At 60.6% G+C, this 16936-nt stretch carries 18 protein-coding genes and 1 riboswitch; of the genes, 15 read left to right on the plus strand and 3 right to left on the minus strand.

Translation table 11 applies throughout. The features are described 5' to 3' along the window. Complete coding sequence (locus Q1B16_RS19750) at nucleotides 1-1662, plus strand: hypothetical protein (protein WP_299793231.1); 1662 nt, start codon at nucleotides 1-3, stop codon at nucleotides 1660-1662. A 13-nt stretch (nucleotides 1663-1675) separates the two neighbouring features. On the opposite strand, the gene irrA is transcribed toward Q1B16_RS19750, so the two are convergent. Further along, on the minus strand, nucleotides 1676-2092 hold the full coding sequence (gene irrA, locus Q1B16_RS19755; protein WP_299793234.1) for an iron response transcriptional regulator IrrA: 417 nt from the start codon (nucleotides 2090-2092) through the stop codon (nucleotides 1676-1678). 173 nt (nucleotides 2093-2265) lie between these two features. Here irrA and fabA point away from each other — a divergent pair, with 173 nt between their 5' ends. After that, nucleotides 2266-2775 carry a bifunctional 3-hydroxydecanoyl-ACP dehydratase/trans-2-decenoyl-ACP isomerase gene (gene fabA, locus Q1B16_RS19760; protein WP_299793237.1) on the plus strand — a complete coding sequence of 170 codons (510 nt, stop codon included), beginning with the start codon at nucleotides 2266-2268 and terminating at the stop codon, nucleotides 2773-2775. Nucleotides 2776-2778: 3 nt separating this feature from the next. Here fabA and Q1B16_RS19765 read toward each other — a convergent pair whose 3' ends face one another. Continuing rightward, the gene (locus Q1B16_RS19765; protein WP_299793240.1) at nucleotides 2779-3441 is read right to left on the minus strand and encodes a dimethylsulfonioproprionate lyase family protein; all 663 of its coding nucleotides are present in this window, start codon (nucleotides 3439-3441) and stop codon (nucleotides 2779-2781) included. Between the two features lie 271 nt (nucleotides 3442-3712). Here Q1B16_RS19765 and Q1B16_RS19770 point away from each other — a divergent pair, with 271 nt between their 5' ends. The 4 genes from Q1B16_RS19770 to Q1B16_RS19785 all read left to right on the plus strand — a co-directional run bounded on the left by Q1B16_RS19770 (nucleotide 3713) and on the right by Q1B16_RS19785 (nucleotide 7621). Further along, nucleotides 3713-4942, plus strand: a complete 1230-nt coding sequence (locus Q1B16_RS19770; RefSeq protein ID WP_299793244.1) for a beta-ketoacyl synthase N-terminal-like domain-containing protein — start codon at nucleotides 3713-3715, stop codon at nucleotides 4940-4942. Between the two features lie 2 nt (nucleotides 4943-4944). After that, a complete protein-coding gene (locus Q1B16_RS19775; RefSeq protein ID WP_299793247.1) occupies nucleotides 4945-5736 on the plus strand; it encodes an enoyl-ACP reductase in 792 nt (263 codons plus the stop codon). A gap of 59 nt (nucleotides 5737-5795) precedes the next feature. Then, entirely contained in the window at nucleotides 5796-6470 is a 675-nt protein-coding gene (locus Q1B16_RS19780; RefSeq protein WP_299793250.1) for a flavodoxin reductase, read from the plus strand. A 128-nt stretch (nucleotides 6471-6598) separates the two neighbouring features. After that, entirely contained in the window at nucleotides 6599-7621 is a 1023-nt protein-coding gene (locus Q1B16_RS19785) for a PAS domain-containing protein (RefSeq protein ID WP_299793253.1), read from the plus strand. Nucleotides 7622-7633: 12 nt separating this feature from the next. Here the strand turns inward: Q1B16_RS19785 and Q1B16_RS19790 are convergent, their stop codons facing one another. Next, the gene (locus Q1B16_RS19790; RefSeq protein ID WP_299793256.1) at nucleotides 7634-8500 is read right to left on the minus strand and encodes a hypothetical protein; all 867 of its coding nucleotides are present in this window, start codon (nucleotides 8498-8500) and stop codon (nucleotides 7634-7636) included. Nucleotides 8501-8613: 113 nt separating this feature from the next. On the opposite strand from Q1B16_RS19790, the gene miaB reads away from it, so the two are divergent. The 9 genes from miaB (at nucleotide 8614) to Q1B16_RS19835 (ending at nucleotide 16924) form a co-directional block, all read left to right on the plus strand. Further along, nucleotides 8614-9936: a tRNA (N6-isopentenyl adenosine(37)-C2)-methylthiotransferase MiaB gene (gene miaB / locus Q1B16_RS19795; RefSeq protein WP_299793259.1), complete on the plus strand. Its 1323-nt coding sequence runs from the start codon at nucleotides 8614-8616 to the stop codon at nucleotides 9934-9936. 131 nt (nucleotides 9937-10067) lie between these two features. Beyond that, entirely contained in the window at nucleotides 10068-10598 is a 531-nt protein-coding gene (locus Q1B16_RS19800; protein WP_299793262.1) for an OmpA family protein, read from the plus strand. A gap of 26 nt (nucleotides 10599-10624) precedes the next feature. Beyond that, nucleotides 10625-10912, plus strand: coding sequence for a hypothetical protein (locus Q1B16_RS19805; protein WP_299793418.1), 288 nt, complete (start codon nucleotides 10625-10627; stop codon nucleotides 10910-10912). A 75-nt stretch (nucleotides 10913-10987) separates the two neighbouring features. Next, entirely contained in the window at nucleotides 10988-11965 is a 978-nt protein-coding gene (locus tag Q1B16_RS19810) for a PhoH family protein (protein WP_299793265.1), read from the plus strand. 78 nt (nucleotides 11966-12043) lie between these two features. Further along, the gene (gene ybeY / locus Q1B16_RS19815; protein ID WP_299793420.1) at nucleotides 12044-12529 is read left to right on the plus strand and encodes an rRNA maturation RNase YbeY; all 486 of its coding nucleotides are present in this window, start codon (nucleotides 12044-12046) and stop codon (nucleotides 12527-12529) included. A gap of 38 nt (nucleotides 12530-12567) precedes the next feature. Continuing rightward, a complete protein-coding gene (locus Q1B16_RS19820) occupies nucleotides 12568-13503 on the plus strand; it encodes a hemolysin family protein (protein WP_299793268.1) in 936 nt (311 codons plus the stop codon). A 4-nt stretch (nucleotides 13504-13507) separates the two neighbouring features. Beyond that, nucleotides 13508-14995, plus strand: coding sequence for an apolipoprotein N-acyltransferase (gene lnt, locus Q1B16_RS19825; protein ID WP_299793271.1), 1488 nt, complete (start codon nucleotides 13508-13510; stop codon nucleotides 14993-14995). A 12-nt stretch (nucleotides 14996-15007) separates the two neighbouring features. Then, a riboswitch (SAM-SAH riboswitch) is annotated at nucleotides 15008-15055 on the plus strand. A gap of 3 nt (nucleotides 15056-15058) precedes the next feature. Next, complete coding sequence (gene metK, locus Q1B16_RS19830) at nucleotides 15059-16240, plus strand: methionine adenosyltransferase (protein ID WP_299793274.1); 1182 nt, start codon at nucleotides 15059-15061, stop codon at nucleotides 16238-16240. Nucleotides 16241-16330: 90 nt separating this feature from the next. After that, entirely contained in the window at nucleotides 16331-16924 is a 594-nt protein-coding gene (locus Q1B16_RS19835) for a rhodanese-like domain-containing protein (protein ID WP_299793277.1), read from the plus strand. Nucleotides 16925-16936: the final 12 nt, after the last annotated feature.

Raw genomic sequence — 16936 nt, forward strand, 5'->3', positions numbered from 1 at the left:
GTGGTTGCCGTCTTTTTGCGGGCAACCGGCGCGGATTTCGGGTTTTTCAACGGCGATGAGCGGGTCAATGACTCCGCGCGTTTTCTCACCGGACAGTTGGTGCCATCGCAACATTTTTACCCGCCATTCTTCAACTACGTGAATGGCTTGGCCTTCGTGGGATTGTTCGTCTTTGGCCTCTTGGCGGATATGTGGTCGGGCACAGCCGAATTCAGGCAGGCCTACTTCAGCGATCCCACTCCGTTCTACGTGACGGCCAGATATGTCACTGCCGCAATTGGCGCCCTGAGTGCACCGCTCTTTTATGATTGCGCGCGCCGCGTCGGACTGTCGGCCGGACACGCGTTCATCGTCGGAAGCTTTGCGGTGATCTTTCCGATCGCGGTCTTCATGGCGCATATCGCGAAGGGGGATACCGGGCTTGCCGTGTCGTGCCTGGCCGTCGTGTGGGCGTTCCTCGCGCGGATCGACACGTCCCGGGTGCGGCGGTGGGACATCATTCTCGGAGTCACCGTCGCCCTCGCGTTCGGGTTCAAGCAATCCGCGCTGCTCGTCCTTGGACCGCTGGCTGTCGGGATGATCGTCGTCCTCGCGCGCCGTGAGGGGGTGGGGCAAGCGCTCAGGTCCTTCGGTCTGTCAGTTCTGGTCTTCCTGGTGCTGTGGCCGATCATGAATATCGGCATCCTGCTCGATATCGAGGGTTTCTTGCGCTTCCAGCGGATTCAGACGGTCATGTCGCTGCGCGAAGAAGATCCGTTTGGCGTCGGCCTTCCGATCACATTCGGCATTTTCGGCGATGCTGTGACCGGGCTGAACCCGGTCCTCTTGGCGATTGCCGCTGTGGCTCCGATCTGGTTGGTGGCCAAGGGGTGTCGGCTTGCGCATCGCGATGCGCTGGGCGCGATCTGGATGGCGAACCTCGCATCCATTGTCGTCATTTCCTTGATTGTCGGTACGCGGCAGCCAGAGCACCTGTTTCTGCCAAATCTCTATATCGCGCTGTTTTTGGCTGCCGTGGTGCTAATGGACATGCTGCGGGCCTATGTCCGTTTCCCGAAGGTGATCGTCGCTCTTGCGGCTCTTGCCGGGTTCGCCTTGATGGCGGCTGGTGCGGCCGATGTGGTGCGCCAGGCCCGTGCGATGCCCAATGCGGTACGTCTCGCGGCTTTTCTGGCCGAGACCTATCCCAACGCAAAAATCCAATCCGGTATCGTTCTTCCTGTCCCGCAGACGGTGGCGGCGCAACGACGCGAGTTCGACCGTTTTGACAGTTTGGCCGAGAAATATGACATCGACATGCCAAAAATCGCCGAGGAGCGAATACTGACCGAAAACGCGGAAGACGCGCTCTTCTGGGTCAACACCCCGTTTTCGATGTCAGGTCTGGAGTCGGATGAAACGCGCAATGAGGACTTCCCCATCGAACCTCACGCCTGGCCAATCCAGCCGGACGAGTGGGTATTGGACAATTGGATTTCCGACGGCTTCGATGTCTTCGTCGTCAACGATTTCGACCATCTCTGGCAGAACAGCCGTTCCAGCGATATCCGCCGTTTCCACGATGATTTGCTGAAGCGTTGCGATCGAGTCAAAGACTATCCGGCTCAGAAGCCCTTGTTTCTGGAGTTTGACCTTACGGTGTTTGACTGCTCGGCGCTGTAAAAGACTGTAACGCTCAGGTCCGACGCAGCTTGATCACGACGTTGACGCTCGAGATCTCGGCACCGTCCGGCGGGCCGGGGATGCGCGCGATTTCAAGCTCGTCCGCCGGGGCATCGGTCAGGCGACCTTCGTCTTCCCAATAGAAATGCGGATGGTCATGGGTGTTGGTGTCGAAATAGCTGCGCGCGCCATCGACGGTGACTTCCTGCATCAGGCCTGCGTCACAAAAGGCGCGCAATGTGTTGTAGACCGTTGCGAGAGAGACTTGTTCACCGGTATCTTGCGCTGCGGCGAAAAGGCTTTCAGCGGTCACATGGCGATTTTTTCCGTCGCCGACAAGAAGCGAAGCCAGCGCGACGCGCTGGCGGGTCGGACGTACGCCCCCTTTGGACAGCCATTCCGTTCCGCGCTCGATGGATAGTGAAGACATGCCAATCCCGCTTTTGTTCTAAGGTTTATATAGGGTGCGAATGGCTCGCAGTTCAAATAAATTTCTTGCAACAACTTGTCTCACGCCCTTGGGGCACCGGGCTTGCGCGTTTGGCGCGCACGATGCTAGAGGGTTCAGGATTTCGCCAATCCAACCGGGAGCTTTGCCCAACAATGACCGATTATCCGACGAGCTTTGATCGCGACGACCTGTTGAAATGCGCGCGGGGCGAGCTCTTCGGGCCGGGCAATGCGCAGCTTCCCGAACCGCCCATGCTCATGATGGATCGTATCACGGACATCTCGGGCGATGGCGGTGAACATGGCAAAGGTCATGTCGTCGCCGAGTTCGATATCAAGCCGGACCTTTGGTTCTTCGATTGCCACTTTCCCGGCAATCCGATCATGCCGGGGTGCCTCGGCCTTGACGGGCTCTGGCAGCTGACCGGCTTCAACCTTGGCTGGCGCGGCTGGCAGGGGCGGGGCTATGCGCTGGGTGTGGGTGAAGTCAAATTGACCGGAATGGTGCGTCCCGACCGCAAGATGCTGACCTACAAGGTGGACTTCACCAAGGCCATCCAAACCCGTCGTCTGACGATGGGTGTTGCCGACGGTATCGTCGAAGCTGACGGTGAGGTGATCTATCAGGTCAAGGACATGAAAGTGGCGTTGTCCGAAAGCTGACGCTTACTTCTTTGGCCCTCGCGAAAACACCATCTTCTGGTTTGCCAGCTTGTCCCGGCTTCCGGTCCATGCATAGCAGAGCAGGGCCGGGTTCTGATCCGCGACGGTAATTCTGTGCCGCTGTTCCGGCGGATTGAAGATAAGCGAGCCCGGCGCGTAGACACCTTGGTCGTTCTCGGAGACCGCGCCTGAAAGACAGATGTAGCTTTCCGAAATTCCGTCATGAGCGTGCGCCGGGTAGGTGCAACCCGGAGCGAAAAGGACGAGGCCAAGGATCACTTCGTCGGTTATCACAGGGCCGGTCGGGCCAACAAGTTCGGCATAAGCATATTTGCGTTCAAGCCCGCGCGGGACTTTTTCGTATCCGTACTGCCAGACCAGATGTGCTTCGATGCTTTCGAGAACCCGGATGAACGGCGCGTGACGCTCCATCCGCCCATTGTCGAGCGCCCGGCGCCAGTGGGCTGTCACCGGTTTTGATATGGCCTCGTGCTCATGCACTTCGGCATTCGCCTTGATGACCCGGCTGATACCTTCGCGCACTGTTTTCTGGTGGCTGCGGATCTTGGCGCTGCCACCTGCGGACAGCCGTCGGTAGAGCTCGTAGTAGTCGCGCAGCAGATAGAGCCAATTGGGCCGGTCTTGAAGGCGGGGTTGGTCAGTCATCGCGGTCCTCGGTTCAACGTCGCGCGCTCAATGCGCCTCTGTCCCGATTTGCAGCATTTGCGCAAGTCCGATTGTCACAAAGTGCGCTGATCCGCCGGTAATTCAGGCAAAAAATGCGGTTCTATGGCGTCTCTAATCCAAACCCTAGATGTGGTGCTGACAGGATTGGCAAGTCCCGTCAGCCGGAACCTATCTGCGTGCGTGTCCAATCTGCTTGCTCCTCCCCCCCTCATTCCCCTACACACACTTGCAACAATTGTAAGGAGCCGTGATGCGCCGAGTTGTCGTGACAGGATTGGGGATAGTCTCCTCCATCGGGAACAATACCGAAGAAGTGGCTGCGAGCCTGAAAGCGGGCCGTTCCGGGATCAGCGCGAACGCCGATATGGCCGAACATGGCTTTCGGTCGCAAATCGCGGGCGCAATTGATCTGGATGTTTCCGAGCATGTGGACAAGCGCACCTTGCGCTTCATGGGGCCGGGTGCCGCCTATGCGCACATCGCGATGGGGCAGGCGATCGCCGATGCTGGTCTGACGCCAAAGGAGGTCGTAAACCCGATGACCGGGCTGATCGCCGGGTCGGGCGGTCCCTCCACAAGCGCAATGCTGGCCGCGCATCAGACTGTGCTCAAAACCGGTGGGACCAAACGGATCGGGCCCTTCGCCGTGCCGAAGACGATGTCGTCGACCGTCAGCGCGAACCTGGCCACGGCCTACCAGATCAAGGGCATGAACTTTTCGATCACGTCGGCCTGCTCGACGTCGCTCCATTGCATCGGCATGGCGGCGCAGCAGGTGGCACTGGGCTTGCAGGACGTGATGTTTGCCGGCGGTGGCGAGGAACTGGACTGGACCCTGTCCTGCCTGTTCGACGCGATGGGGGCCATGTCGTCCAAGTACAACGACACGCCGGAAAAAGCCTCGCGTGCCTTCGACGCGGGCCGCGACGGGTTCGTGATTTCCGGTGGCGGCGCGATGGTGGTACTGGAATCCTTGGACCGTGCGTTAGCCCGCGGAGCCACGATCTATGCCGAGGTCACGGGCTTCTCTGCGACCTCGGATGGTGCAGACATGGTCGCGCCATCGGGCGAAGGCGGCGAACGCGCGATGCGCGGAGCGCTCAAGTCACTGCCCGAGGGCCGCAAGGTCAGCTACATCAACGCGCACGGGACCTCGACGCCCGTAGGAGATGTGGGCGAGATCGAAGCGGTGCGTCGGGTGTTCGGCGACGGCCAGACACCACCGGTCAGTTCCACAAAGTCGATGACGGGCCACAGCCAGGGCGCGACCGGTGCACAAGAGGCGATCTATTGCCTGCTCGCGCTGCGCGACGATTTCATCATTCCGTCGATTAACGTCGAAACGCTGGATCCGGCGCTGAAACCCGAAGAAATTGCGACAGAATTGGTGGAAAACGCCGGTCTGGACACGGTGATGACCAACTCCTTCGGCTTTGGTGGCACCAACGGGTCGATGTTGTTGTCCAAGTACGTGGATTGAGTATGGCAGGTCAGTTAGAGGGCAAGCGCGGCCTGATCATGGGCGTTGCAAATGAACGCTCCATCGCGTGGGGGATCGCCAAGGCGATGGCCGAGGCCGGGGCCGAGCTTGCCTTTACATACCAGGGTGAGGCGTTCGGCAAACGGCTCGAGCCTCTGGCGCAAAGCGTCGGGTCGGATTTCATGGTCGATGTCGACGTGACCGACGACGCCTCTCTGGATAGCGCGTTCGAACAGCTTGGCGCGCGCTGGCCGACGATTGATTTCCTGGTCCACGCAATCGCGTTTTCTGACAAGTCCGAATTGCAGGGGCGGATCCTCAATACCTCACGGGCCAACTTCAAGACCTCTCTGGATATCTCGGCCTACAGCTTCATCGACGTGGCTCGGCGTGCGCATCCGCTTATGGTCGAAAACGGCGGAACGTTGCTGACCCTGACATACATGGGCTCCACCCGTGTAACCCCGAACTACAATGTGATGGGGGTCGCCAAGGCGGCGTTGGAAGCCTCGGTGCGGTATCTTGCGAATGATCTCGGCCCCGAGGGCATCCGCGTGAACGCGATCAGCCCCGGCCCGATGAAAACGTTGGCAGGGGCAGCAATCGGCGGTGCGCGCAAGACTTACAAGCACACCGACCAGAACGCGCCGCTGCGGTCGAACGCGACGCTTGAGGCGGTGGGTGGCACGGCGGTCTATCTGGCTTCTGAGGCCGGGGCCTGCACCACCGGCGAAATTATCCGCGTCGATGGCGGGTTCCACGTTCTGGGCATGCCGCAATACGAGTATCTGTGACCCTGTATGGGAACTCGGCCTTGAGTTGATCGTTGTCTCCACCAAAGGAGACACGTCAAATGACATATACGCTGACGCTGCAAAGCATCGAACCCGTCACCCACGACACCCATCATCTGGTGTTCAACAAGCCGGATGGGTACGAATACACTCCCGGTCAGGCTTGCGATTTTGCATTGGCCAAAGACGGCTGGCGGGACAAGCAGCGTCCCTTCACCTTTACCGGTTTGCCGACGGACCCGACGCTGGAATTCGTCATCAAGTCTTATCCAGACCATGACGGAGTGACCGAGCAGATCGCGAAACTGTCCATGACGGATCAGGTGGAAATCGGCGATCCCTGGGGTGCCATCGAGGACAAGGGCCCCGGAGTGTTCATTGCTGGCGGCGCGGGCGTCACACCCTTTATTGCCGTGCTCAAGCGCCGGTTGCAGACGCACGGGACTCTGGAAGGTTGCGATTTGGTTTTCTCGAACAAGACCGAAAAAGACATCATCCTGCGTGATCACTTCACGTCGATGCCGGGCCTTAATTGCCACTTTGTCGTCACTGATGATCCGGACAGTGAATTTTCGAGAGACCGGATCGACAAGGAGTACCTTGACGGCATCGTGACCGACACCGACGGTCCGGTCTATGTTTGTGGCCCAGAGCCGATGATTGATGATATTGTGGCCGCGTTGCGTGAATTGAACGTGTCCGAGGACCGGATTGTGACCGAGGATCTGGACTAAAGCCGCGCGGGTGGCTGACAATCAATCGTCAGGTGACGCCGCAGCTTTCCGCTGGCGGCGTCACATCAGGTTGATACCGGGCCCGAAGATCGCGATATCGGACCGCATTGCGAATTAGAGTGAATCATATGGACAGAGAAGTTTCCTTCCAGCCAGGCAGCATCAGCGAACAGGACGCGACCGCGATATTCAGCGCCTCCACAGTGGCCATGGTCCTGACCAATCCACGCTTGCCGGACAATCCCATTGTCTACGTGAACCGGGCTTTTGAACGGCTGACCGGATACGCATCCGAGGCGGCGCTGGGTCGGAACTGCCGTTTTCTGCAATGCGAACAAACCTCTACCTCCACGGTCAAGGAACTGCGCGAAGCCATCGACAAACGCGAGGAAATCTCAACCGTTCTCACCAACGCCCGGTCAAACGGAGAACGTTTCCTGAACGCCTTGCTGATTTCGCCAGTCACCGACGACGATGGAGAGGTCGTCTATTTCGTCGGATTGCAAAGCGAGGTTGCCAGCGACAAACAGGCCGAACGACTCAAGCAATTCGAAACCGTCACCGCCGAAATTCAGCATCGGGTGAAAAATCACCTGTCCATGATCCTGGGGTTGATCCGCATGAAAGCCCGCAAGAGCAGCGACCCGGACGAATTCAAGGACTTGTCCCGTCGCATCGAAAGCCTGCAATTGCTGTACGAAGAGATGTCTGCGGCGACGCTGGAACGGAATGACGGCAAGATCAAACTCGGCGCGTATCTGGGTCGTGTTGCCAATGCGATCGCCTATCTCGACAGCCGTCCCGGTGTTCGGATGAATATCCATGTGGAGCCGCTGCTCGTCGATACCGAAACGGCGGTCCGCATCGGTCTGATCCTGTCCGAAGTCCTGACCAATGCGATGCAACACGCGTTTCAGGAGCAGAAATCCGGGCTTGTCGAGTTGCGGGTCGTCCGCACGGACAATGGTGGTATGCGCGCCATCGTCACGGATGACGGGGTTGGCTTGCCCGAAGGTGTGACATGGCCCAATTCGGATGGCTTGGGCGGGCGGATCGTCGAAGGTTTGTGCGATGGGCTTCAAGCTACCCTGAAGGTCACGCGCGGTGCGGTCGGTACGATTGTAACGCTCGATGTGCCTGTGGCCGACTGACCGAGGGTCAGTCTAGAACCACTGACCGGATTCCATCAAACCGAGATCCAGCAGCTGGCGCGAGTGCCATTCGAACGGCACGGAATTGTGCCAGCGGAAGGTCTCGATCTCGAATGCAGACCCCGGATTGCGCTTCAGCGCCTTGGCCGTGCGAAAGGTCAGGACCGCCGCTGTCAGGTTGTTGTGCCAGGGGCAGGCGTAGGTGTTGTATTCTTCGTCATTGAATGTGTGATCCGCGCGGATCTTGAGGCCCGGCTTCGCACAGAACAACGCGATCCGGTCGATCTTGCGCCGCTCTGGCGGAACATGCTCCTCGTAGCGCCATCGCAAACCGCCGAAGAAGTCCAACTGCCGGTCCTTTGGATGGGTTGTCGTGGGATCCGGCCTGCCCAATGCGTAATAGCCTGACCTGTCGATATAGGCGTCCTCGATACTGACTGCCGTCGGATGTCTGTCCAGGTCACCTGCATAGAGGTCGATGGCATAACACAACATCGCGTCGCGCCGTTCCTCCGTGTGAAACGCCAGGAGTTCGCCGATGGTGCGTGTCTCGCAGAAGGGAAAGAACAGGTATTCCGCATTATAGCAGGTGTAGAACCAGACGCCGGGCGCCTTGGCGATCATTGCGTTGATGATGGCCTCGCGGTTTTCGTCACGCACGATATTCGCGTCGACGCGGATCAACCGATCCTCCACATCCTCGGCCAAAGTGAACTCGGGCGTCATGAAGACGATCACGGCCTTGAACCCAAGCTGAAGGTTGTGCCGCAAGGTCGTGTCGATTTCCACGTCGTCTTCCACAAAAACAAGCGAAATCGGCCCCTTGGCCAATGTGCCGGAGCTTTGAGAGAGAAATTCGCTTACGCCTGCATATCGCATGAGGGATCCCCTGCGGTTTTTTACGCAGACTCGATGAAAAAAGCGTGCATTGCAAGACAGGGGTGACATGCGGTATCGCCACGCCCTGAACCCTGCCCCGGAGGATTGGCCAAATGTCCGAACCGAAGAAGCTCTTTATCAAGACTTATGGCTGTCAGATGAACGTATATGACAGCGAACGCATGGCCGAGGCGCTGGGCGGTCAGGGCTATGTGGAGACGCAGACGCCGGATGATGCCGACATGATCCTGCTCAACACCTGCCACATCCGTGAAAAGGCGGCTGAGAAGGTTTATTCCGAGCTTGGCCGCTACAAGGGTTTGAAGGCCGAAAAGCCTGACCTGAAAATCGGGGTCGCGGGGTGCGTCGCGCAGGCCGAGGGCGAGGAAATCATGCGCCGCCAGCCGATGGTCGATCTGGTTGTCGGTCCGCAAAGCTATCATCGCCTGCCCGAGTTGGAGGCGAAAACGCGCGCCGGGCAAAAGGCGCTCGACACGGATTTCCCCGAGGAAGACAAGTTCGAGGTCCTGAAGAACCGCCCCAAGGCGAAACGCGGCCCGACCGCCTTCCTGACGGTGCAGGAAGGCTGCGACAAGTTCTGCGCCTTTTGCGTCGTGCCCTATACGCGCGGGGCAGAGGTCTCGCGTCCCGCCGACCGCATCCTGACAGAAGCGCGCGATCTGGTCGATCGTGGCGTGCGCGAGATCACGTTGCTGGGCCAGAACGTCAACGCCTATCATGGCGGCGGAGAGGGCGGGGACTGGTCACTCGCGCGGCTGATCTGGGCGCTCAACGACATTGACGAGCTGGAGCGTATCCGCTTCACCACCAGCCACCCCAACGACATGACTGACGACCTGATCGAAGCGCACGGCACCTGCCCGAAACTGATGCCCTACCTGCACCTGCCCGTGCAGTCCGGCTCGGACCGTATCCTCAAGCGGATGAACCGCCAGCACACGGCGGAAAGCTATCTCAAGATCATCGAGAAACTGCGCGCAGCCCAGCCAGACCTGTTGCTCTCTGGCGATTTCATCGTCGGCTTCCCCGAAGAGACCGAGGAGGACTTCCAGGCCACTTTGGACATCATTCGCGCCTCCAACTACGGCTATGCCTATAGCTTCAAGTACTCCACTCGCCCTGGCACACCCGCGGCCGAACGCGACCAGTTGCCCGAGGACGTCAAGGATGATCGCCTGCAACGCCTGCAAGCACTGATCACCGAACAGCAGAAGGCTGCGCAGGACGCGATGGTCGGCAAGTCGGTCGGCGTGCTCTTCGAGAAGCCGGGTCGCCTTGCGGGCCAAATGGTCGGCAAATCGGACCACCTCCATGCGGTACACGTTCAGGCGGACGGTCTTCAGCCCGGCGATCTGCGCCGGGTCCGCATCGTCGAGTCCGGTCGCAATTCGCTCAAGGGCGAATTGGTCGAATGACACAGAATATAGCGTATCTCTCGATATCTTGAGGTTCGCTCTTCCCTGAACCGCTGTCTTTGGTACTATCAACGGGAATCGGGTCAGACGCAGACCTGTCCCTGTACTGGCCTGTTTGAGGAGATCGCGTGGTGAATGGGCGTATGATCGCTTGGATCGTCGGAATGGCGCTGGCCGTGCCGCAGATCGCAAGCGCGCAGCAGGGCGAACGGTACATCCCCGGAATCTGGATTGACCCCGATGGCTGTGAGCATTGGGTTATGGACGATGGCGTCGAAGGCTTCATGAGCCCGCATCTGCGCCGCGATGGCACCCCGGTCTGCCACAAGGTCAGCCGCTGTGCCGTAGTCCCCACCGATCAGATGTTCGCAACCGGAAGCGCCGCGATCGCGCCAGGGGGCGTGAACAGCCTGCGCAGCTTCTTCGCCGCCAATCCGGCAAACGGTTTCGTCATCGAAGGCCATACCGACAGCCGCGCGTCCGAGGCGTCAAATATCGCGCTCAGCGAACACCGCGCCCGGGCCGTGGCGCAGGTGGCCCAGCAATCCGGTGCACGGGTCTATTCCGTGCGCGGCTTCGGCGAAAGCCGCCCCATCGCCAGCAATGCAACCCCGGCCGGAATGGCAAAGAACCGCAGGGTGGAAATCCTGTGCTTGCGGTAAGGAGCGTGCCGATGGGACGGATCATCATGGCGATCTATGTGTGTGGTGCCCTGACCGCCTGCGAACAATCGACACCGGATAAAAGCGTCGACCGCGGTTGGGACGAAAAGCCACTGAGCAACCTGCAAGCCGGGATCTGGATCGACCCGAACGGCTGCGACCACTGGATCATCGACGACGGCGTTGAAGGCTACCTCTCGCCGCGCCTCGATCCGAATGGCAGGCCGGTCTGTTCCGGCAGCAACGGCGAACGCAACACCGCTATTGGTGATTTCAAAGGCGGCTCTACATCTTTGATCGGGGATGCATTGTGACGGAAGGGGTGACCGCTTGCACTGCGTGATGGAACTTGACACCCTGTTCTCGACACCTTTGCACCGGAGACCCGCGTGACCACAGACACCTTGTCAGAAGCGCTTGTAGAATTCCCAGATAACCGTTTGCTCATCGACCTTTGCGGCGAATACGACCGCAACCTGACCGAGATCGAAACCCGGCTCGGGGTTCAGATTCTGCGTCGCGGGAATCAGTTGGCTATCCACGGGGAACCGGACGCCCAAAGCGAGGCGCGCGATGTTCTGATGGCGCTCTACCAGCGGCTCGAACAAGGGCGCAGCGTGTCACCCGGCGACATCGACCGCGAATTCCGCATGGCCGCCGAAGAGGTCGACGCGGACGCTCAGATCGAAATGTTCGAAGGCGGCCCGGTCGAGATCAAGACCCGCAAGAAACTGGTAGAACCGCGCACCGACGCGCAAAAGGCCTATGTCCGCTCGCTGTTCGAAAACGAACTGGCGTTCGGCATCGGCCCGGCGGGCACGGGCAAGACCTACCTCGCCGTCGCCGTGGGCGTGAACATGTTCATCACCGGCCAGGTCGACAAGATCATCCTCAGCCGTCCGGCGGTCGAAGCGGGCGAAAAGCTGGGCTACCTCCCCGGTGACATGAAGGACAAGGTCGATCCCTACATGCAGCCGCTCTACGACGCGCTGAACGATTTTCTGCCGGGCAAGCAGCTTGCCAAGATGATCGAGGAAAAAACGGTCGAGATCGCGCCCCTGGCCTTCATGCGCGGGCGCACCCTGTCCAATGCCTTCGTCGTTCTGGACGAGGCCCAGAACGCCACCTCGATGCAGATGAAGATGTTCCTGACCCGTCTTGGCGAAGGCTCGCGCATGGTGATCACCGGCGACCGCACCCAGATCGACCTGCCGCGCGGCGTGGCGTCGGGTCTGTCCGATGCGGAACGCCTGCTGAAAACCATCCCGAAAATCAGCTTCAACTACTTCACCTCGAAGGACGTGGTGCGCCATCCTCTCGTGGCGGCGATCATCGAGGCCTACGAAAAAGACGCGGAAACGCCCTGATCTTCATCTTGCCAGATAAACTCCGGGGGTTTGGGGGCTGACCCCCAAGAGCGCAACGTGACCAGACTGACCGACATAATGATCGAGGACGCGCGCTGGCAATCCGTTGGCCTTGAGCCGCTTGCCGAAAACGCAGCCGTCAACACGTTGAAATTCCTAGACCTTCCCGTTGAAGGCTATGAGATCGCGGTTCTGGCCTGCGATGATGCCCGCATCGCGGACCTGAACGCCGAGTTTCGCGAAAAGCCGACGCCGACCAATGTCCTGAGCTGGCCAGCTTACGATCTTGCCCCCGAGGTCGACGGCGACGTGCCCGATCCGCTTCCACCACCCGATCCGATGATGGGCGAAAGTCTCGGCGACATCGCCATCGCCTATGACACCTGCCTGCGGGAAGCCCGGATCGGCGACAAACCGCTTGCGGATCACGTGACGCATCTGGTCGTTCATGCGGTTTTGCATCTCTTGGGCTATGATCACCTTCGTGACCGCGATGCCACGCTGATGGAAGGGTTGGAGACCCGCATACTTGGCAAAATGGGTATTGCGGACCCATATATGTAATAGTACGGGCCAGTTGGCCTTCACCGGAACAGGAAAAAATGGGCGATAACGACGACTCGTCTAACGCAGCGCACGGCGCGCATGAGACGGACGAACAGACACAGGGACGTGGAATAGTGACACGTCTGCGCAATTGGCTCGGTGGTGCGGACGACACCACGGAAGATCCACCCACGCCAGAGGTTGCACGCGCAATCTCTCCTATCCACGGGATGATGAATCTCCGCCGGATGCGGGTTGAGGACGTGGCTGTGCCGCGCGCCGACATCGTGTCGGTTCCTGACACCATCACACGCGATGAATTGGTCAAGGTGTTCCGCGAAAGCGGCATGACGCGCGTACCGGTTTACAGCGGAACGCTCGATACACCTGTCGGCATGGCGCATCTCAAGGATTTCGCGCTGAAGCACGGCTTCAACGGGTCAGGCGAAGATTTCGACCTGACACAAATCCTGCGCCCTCTGGTTTTCGTGCCACCCTCCATGCCCATTGGCGTGCTTTTGGCCAAGATGCAGACCGAGCGTCGGCATATGGCGCTGGTGATCGATGAATATGGCGGTGTCGACGGCTTGGTGACGATCGAGGACCTCATCGAACAGGTCATCGGCGAGATCGAGGATGAGCACGACCTGGACGAGGGCACCAATTTCTCGCGCGAGAAGCCCGGCGTGTACCTCGCTTTCGCGCGAACCCCGCTCGAGGAGTTCGAGGCCGAGATCGGGCTGAACCTGACCGATCACGATGATATCGACGGCGAAGAGATCGACACGCTTGGGGGGCTGGTCTTCATGCTGGCCGGTCACGTGCCCGCGCGCGGCGAAGTCGTGCCGCATCCCGAGGGGCCGGAATTCGAAGTGATCGACGCCGATCCGCGCCGCATCAAGCGGATGCGGGTCCGGCTCAGCACGACCGCCAAAGGCGACAACGCCCGCGCGCGTGAGGCGTCCAAAGCCGCAACCGCGACCACTGCCTGATCGCATGAGGTTTATCCGCCGCGTCGGCGCGCTGTGCCTTGGTGCTGCGTTTGCTTTAGGGCAGCCGCCCTTCGATCTGTGGTGGGTGGCGGTCTCGGCGCTGGTTGGCGTCTTCGCGCTCTTGCACTGGGATCACAGGCCCAAATCCGCAGCCTGGACCGGCTGGGTGTTCGGCGTCGGCTATTTCTCGCTTTCGCTGCACTGGATACTCGAGCCGTTCCAGGTGGACGCCGCGACGACCGGCTGGATGGCGCCTTTTGCCCTCGTGGGACTGGCCGCCGGGCTTGCGCTGCTATGGGCGCTTGCGTTCTGGCTCGGACGCAGGGTCGGCTTCGGGCCGTTCTTCATCGCAGTCTCTTGGGCCGCACTGGAGTTCGCGCGGGCCTATATGCTGACCGGGTTTCCGTGGGGCCTTGTGGGCTATGTCTGGGCACCGACCGGAATGGCGCAGTGGCACGCCGTGATCGGCCCGCACGGCCTGACCTTGGTCACGCTGCTGGTCGCGGCGCTGATCGCGCAGGGTGTGGTGACACATGCGCCGCTGAAGGTCGGCGGCGGCATTTTTGCGGTCGCGGCGCTCTACGGCGCGGCAATCTGGATGACACCAGGGTCGCAAGACCAGACGGACAGGCCGGTGGTGCGCCTGATCCAACCGAACGCGCCGCAGCATCAGAAATGGGACCGCAATTTCATCCCGATCTTCTTCAATCGGCAAGTGGATTTCACCGCGCAATTGCCGAAGCCCGACCTGATCGTCTGGCCCGAAACCGCCGTGCCGAACCTACTCGACATGGCCGGACCCGCGCTCGAGGTCATCGCCGATGCCGCCGCCGGGACGCCGGTTGTCCTTGGTATCCAGCGCGAGGAGGAAGGCAGCTACTACAATTCCCTGATCACGCTCGACCGTACGGGAGCGGTGTCCGAACTGTACGACAAACATCACCTCGTGCCATTCGGAGAATACATGCCCGCGGCATCGCTTTTTGCGCGTTTCAACATCCTCGGCCTCGCCGCGCGGGCGGATGCGGGGTATTCGGCGGGGCCAGGGCCTGCGCTGATCGACCTTGGGGTCTTGGGCCGGGCGCTGCCGCTGATCTGCTACGAGGCGGTGTTTCCGCAGGATGTGAACGGCGCGCCTTCGCGCCCGGATGTGCTGCTTCAGATCACCAACGACGCGTGGTTCGGCACCCGTGCCGGACCGCAACAGCACCTTGCCCAGGCCCGGCTCCGCGCCATTGAACAAGGTCTGCCGATGATCCGGGTGGCAAACACCGGCATCTCGGCGGTCATTGATCCAGCGGGTCGCATCGTGGACTCCCTACCGCTCGGTCGGGCCGGGTTTCTCGACGTCGCGGTGCCCGCGCCATTGGCTCCGACGCTCTACAGCAGAACCGGCGATTGGTTCGCCTTCGCGGCGCTTCTTGTGGTTTTTGGGACTCTGATCGGTCTGGAACGTCGCAATCCCATTGACCCCACTGCGCGCGACGCGTAACGCAGAGCATCATTCCCGTCACAACGGCTTCCTGACGTGACGGCAGACCCTAATGGAGCACGCATGTCCCGACAGAATTACATCTTCACCTCGGAATCCGTTTCCGAGGGCCACCCGGATAAGGTCTGTGACCGTATCTCGGACGCGATCCTCGACGCGTTTCTCAGCGAAGAGCCCGAAGCGCGGGTCGCTTGCGAAACCTTCGCCACGACGAACCGTGTCATCATCGGCGGCGAGGTGGGGCTGTCGGATCAGAACCGCCTGCAAACCTACATGGACCGCATCCCCGATATCGCGCGCGCGTGTATCAAGGATATCGGATACGAGCAGTCCGAGTTCCATCACGCCACCTGCGAGATCACCAATCTGCTGCATCAACAGTCGGCGCATATCGCGCAAGGCGTGAACGCCAGCAGCAACAAGGACGAGGGTGCCGGCGATCAGGGCATCATGTTCGGCTATGCCACCAACGAGACCGACGCGCTCATGCCCGCGCCGATCCTGTTCAGCCATGCGATCCTGCGCCGTCTCGCCGAGGTGCGCAAATCCGGGGCTGAGCCGTTGCTGCGCCCGGATGCGAAATCGCAGATTTCCGTTCGCTACCAGAACGGCAAGCCGATGGGCGTCACGTCGATCGTGCTGTCGACGCAGCACGCCGACGAAAGCCAAAGCTCTGCCGACATTCGCGCGATTGTAGAACCCTATATCCGGGAGGTTTTGCCCGACGGTTGGATCGACGAGGCAACGGAATGGTGGGTGAACCCAACGGGCACCTTCGTGATCGGTGGGCCCGATGGCGATGCGGGTCTCACGGGGCGCAAGATCATCGTGGACACTTATGGTGGTGCCGCGCCGCACGGGGGCGGGGCGTTCTCGGGCAAGGACCCGACCAAGGTGGACCGCTCTGCCGCCTATGCCGCGCGCTACCTGGCCAAGAACGTCGTGGCCGCAGGCATGGCCGAACGCTGCACGATCCAGCTTTCTTACGCGATCGGCGTGTCCAAGCCGCTTTCGATCTATGCCGACACCCACGGCACCGGCGAGATCGAAGCGGCCGCCATCGAGGCGGCGATCCCGAAGGTCATGGACCTCACACCGCGCGGCATCCGCACGCATCTGGAACTGAATAAGCCGATCTACGAGCGCACGGCGGCCTATGGCCATTTCGGCCGCGCGCCCGACGCGGATGGCGGATTCAGCTGGGAACGCACCGATCTGGTCGACGCGCTGAAATCATCGGTCTGATATGACGGAAACGCACCGGTTCTGCCGGTGACAGCGTCTCCTCCGGCGGTTAGGCTAAGGCCACGTGAAACCCCGGAGGAGGACGCCATCATGAAACATCTTGCCTTGACCCTTGCCCTGATCGGCTTTGCAGGCACGGCCGTGGCCGAGACGACCGTGGGCATCACAAAGGACATGCCCACAGCGACCGTCGAGACCCGGAACGGCCCGGTCGAGATCGGCCGTATTCAGGACACCGAAAACGAAGTGACGGGCGAATGGGCGCGCACGTCACGGCCCTGTCCAGATTTTTGCATCCAGCCGATGACGCCGGCGGAGGGTGTGACGACCATCGGAGAGCTGGAGTTGATCGAGTTCCTGCAAGACCCCGAGACGGTCGTGGTCGACAGCCGAACGCCAGACTGGTTCGCGGGTGGTACGATCCCCGGGGCGGTCAATATCCCCTATACGTTCATCCTTGACGAGCTCGGCCAACTGGGCTGCGAGCCGGATTTCGAAGGTTGGGATTGCGATGGCGCAAAACGCGTCGCGCTGTTCTGCAACGGCATCTGGTGCGGGCAGTCCCCGACCGCCATTCGCAACATGATCGAGGCGGGATATCCGACCGACCGGATTTTCTATTATCGCGGCGGGATGCAGGTCTGGCGCGTCCTTGGTCTGACGGTGACCGGAGGAGAAGGCTAAGTCCCGGCCTTT

The organism is uncultured Marivita sp., from assembly GCF_947488135.1.
GTDB lineage: Bacteria > Pseudomonadota > Alphaproteobacteria > Rhodobacterales > Rhodobacteraceae > Marivita.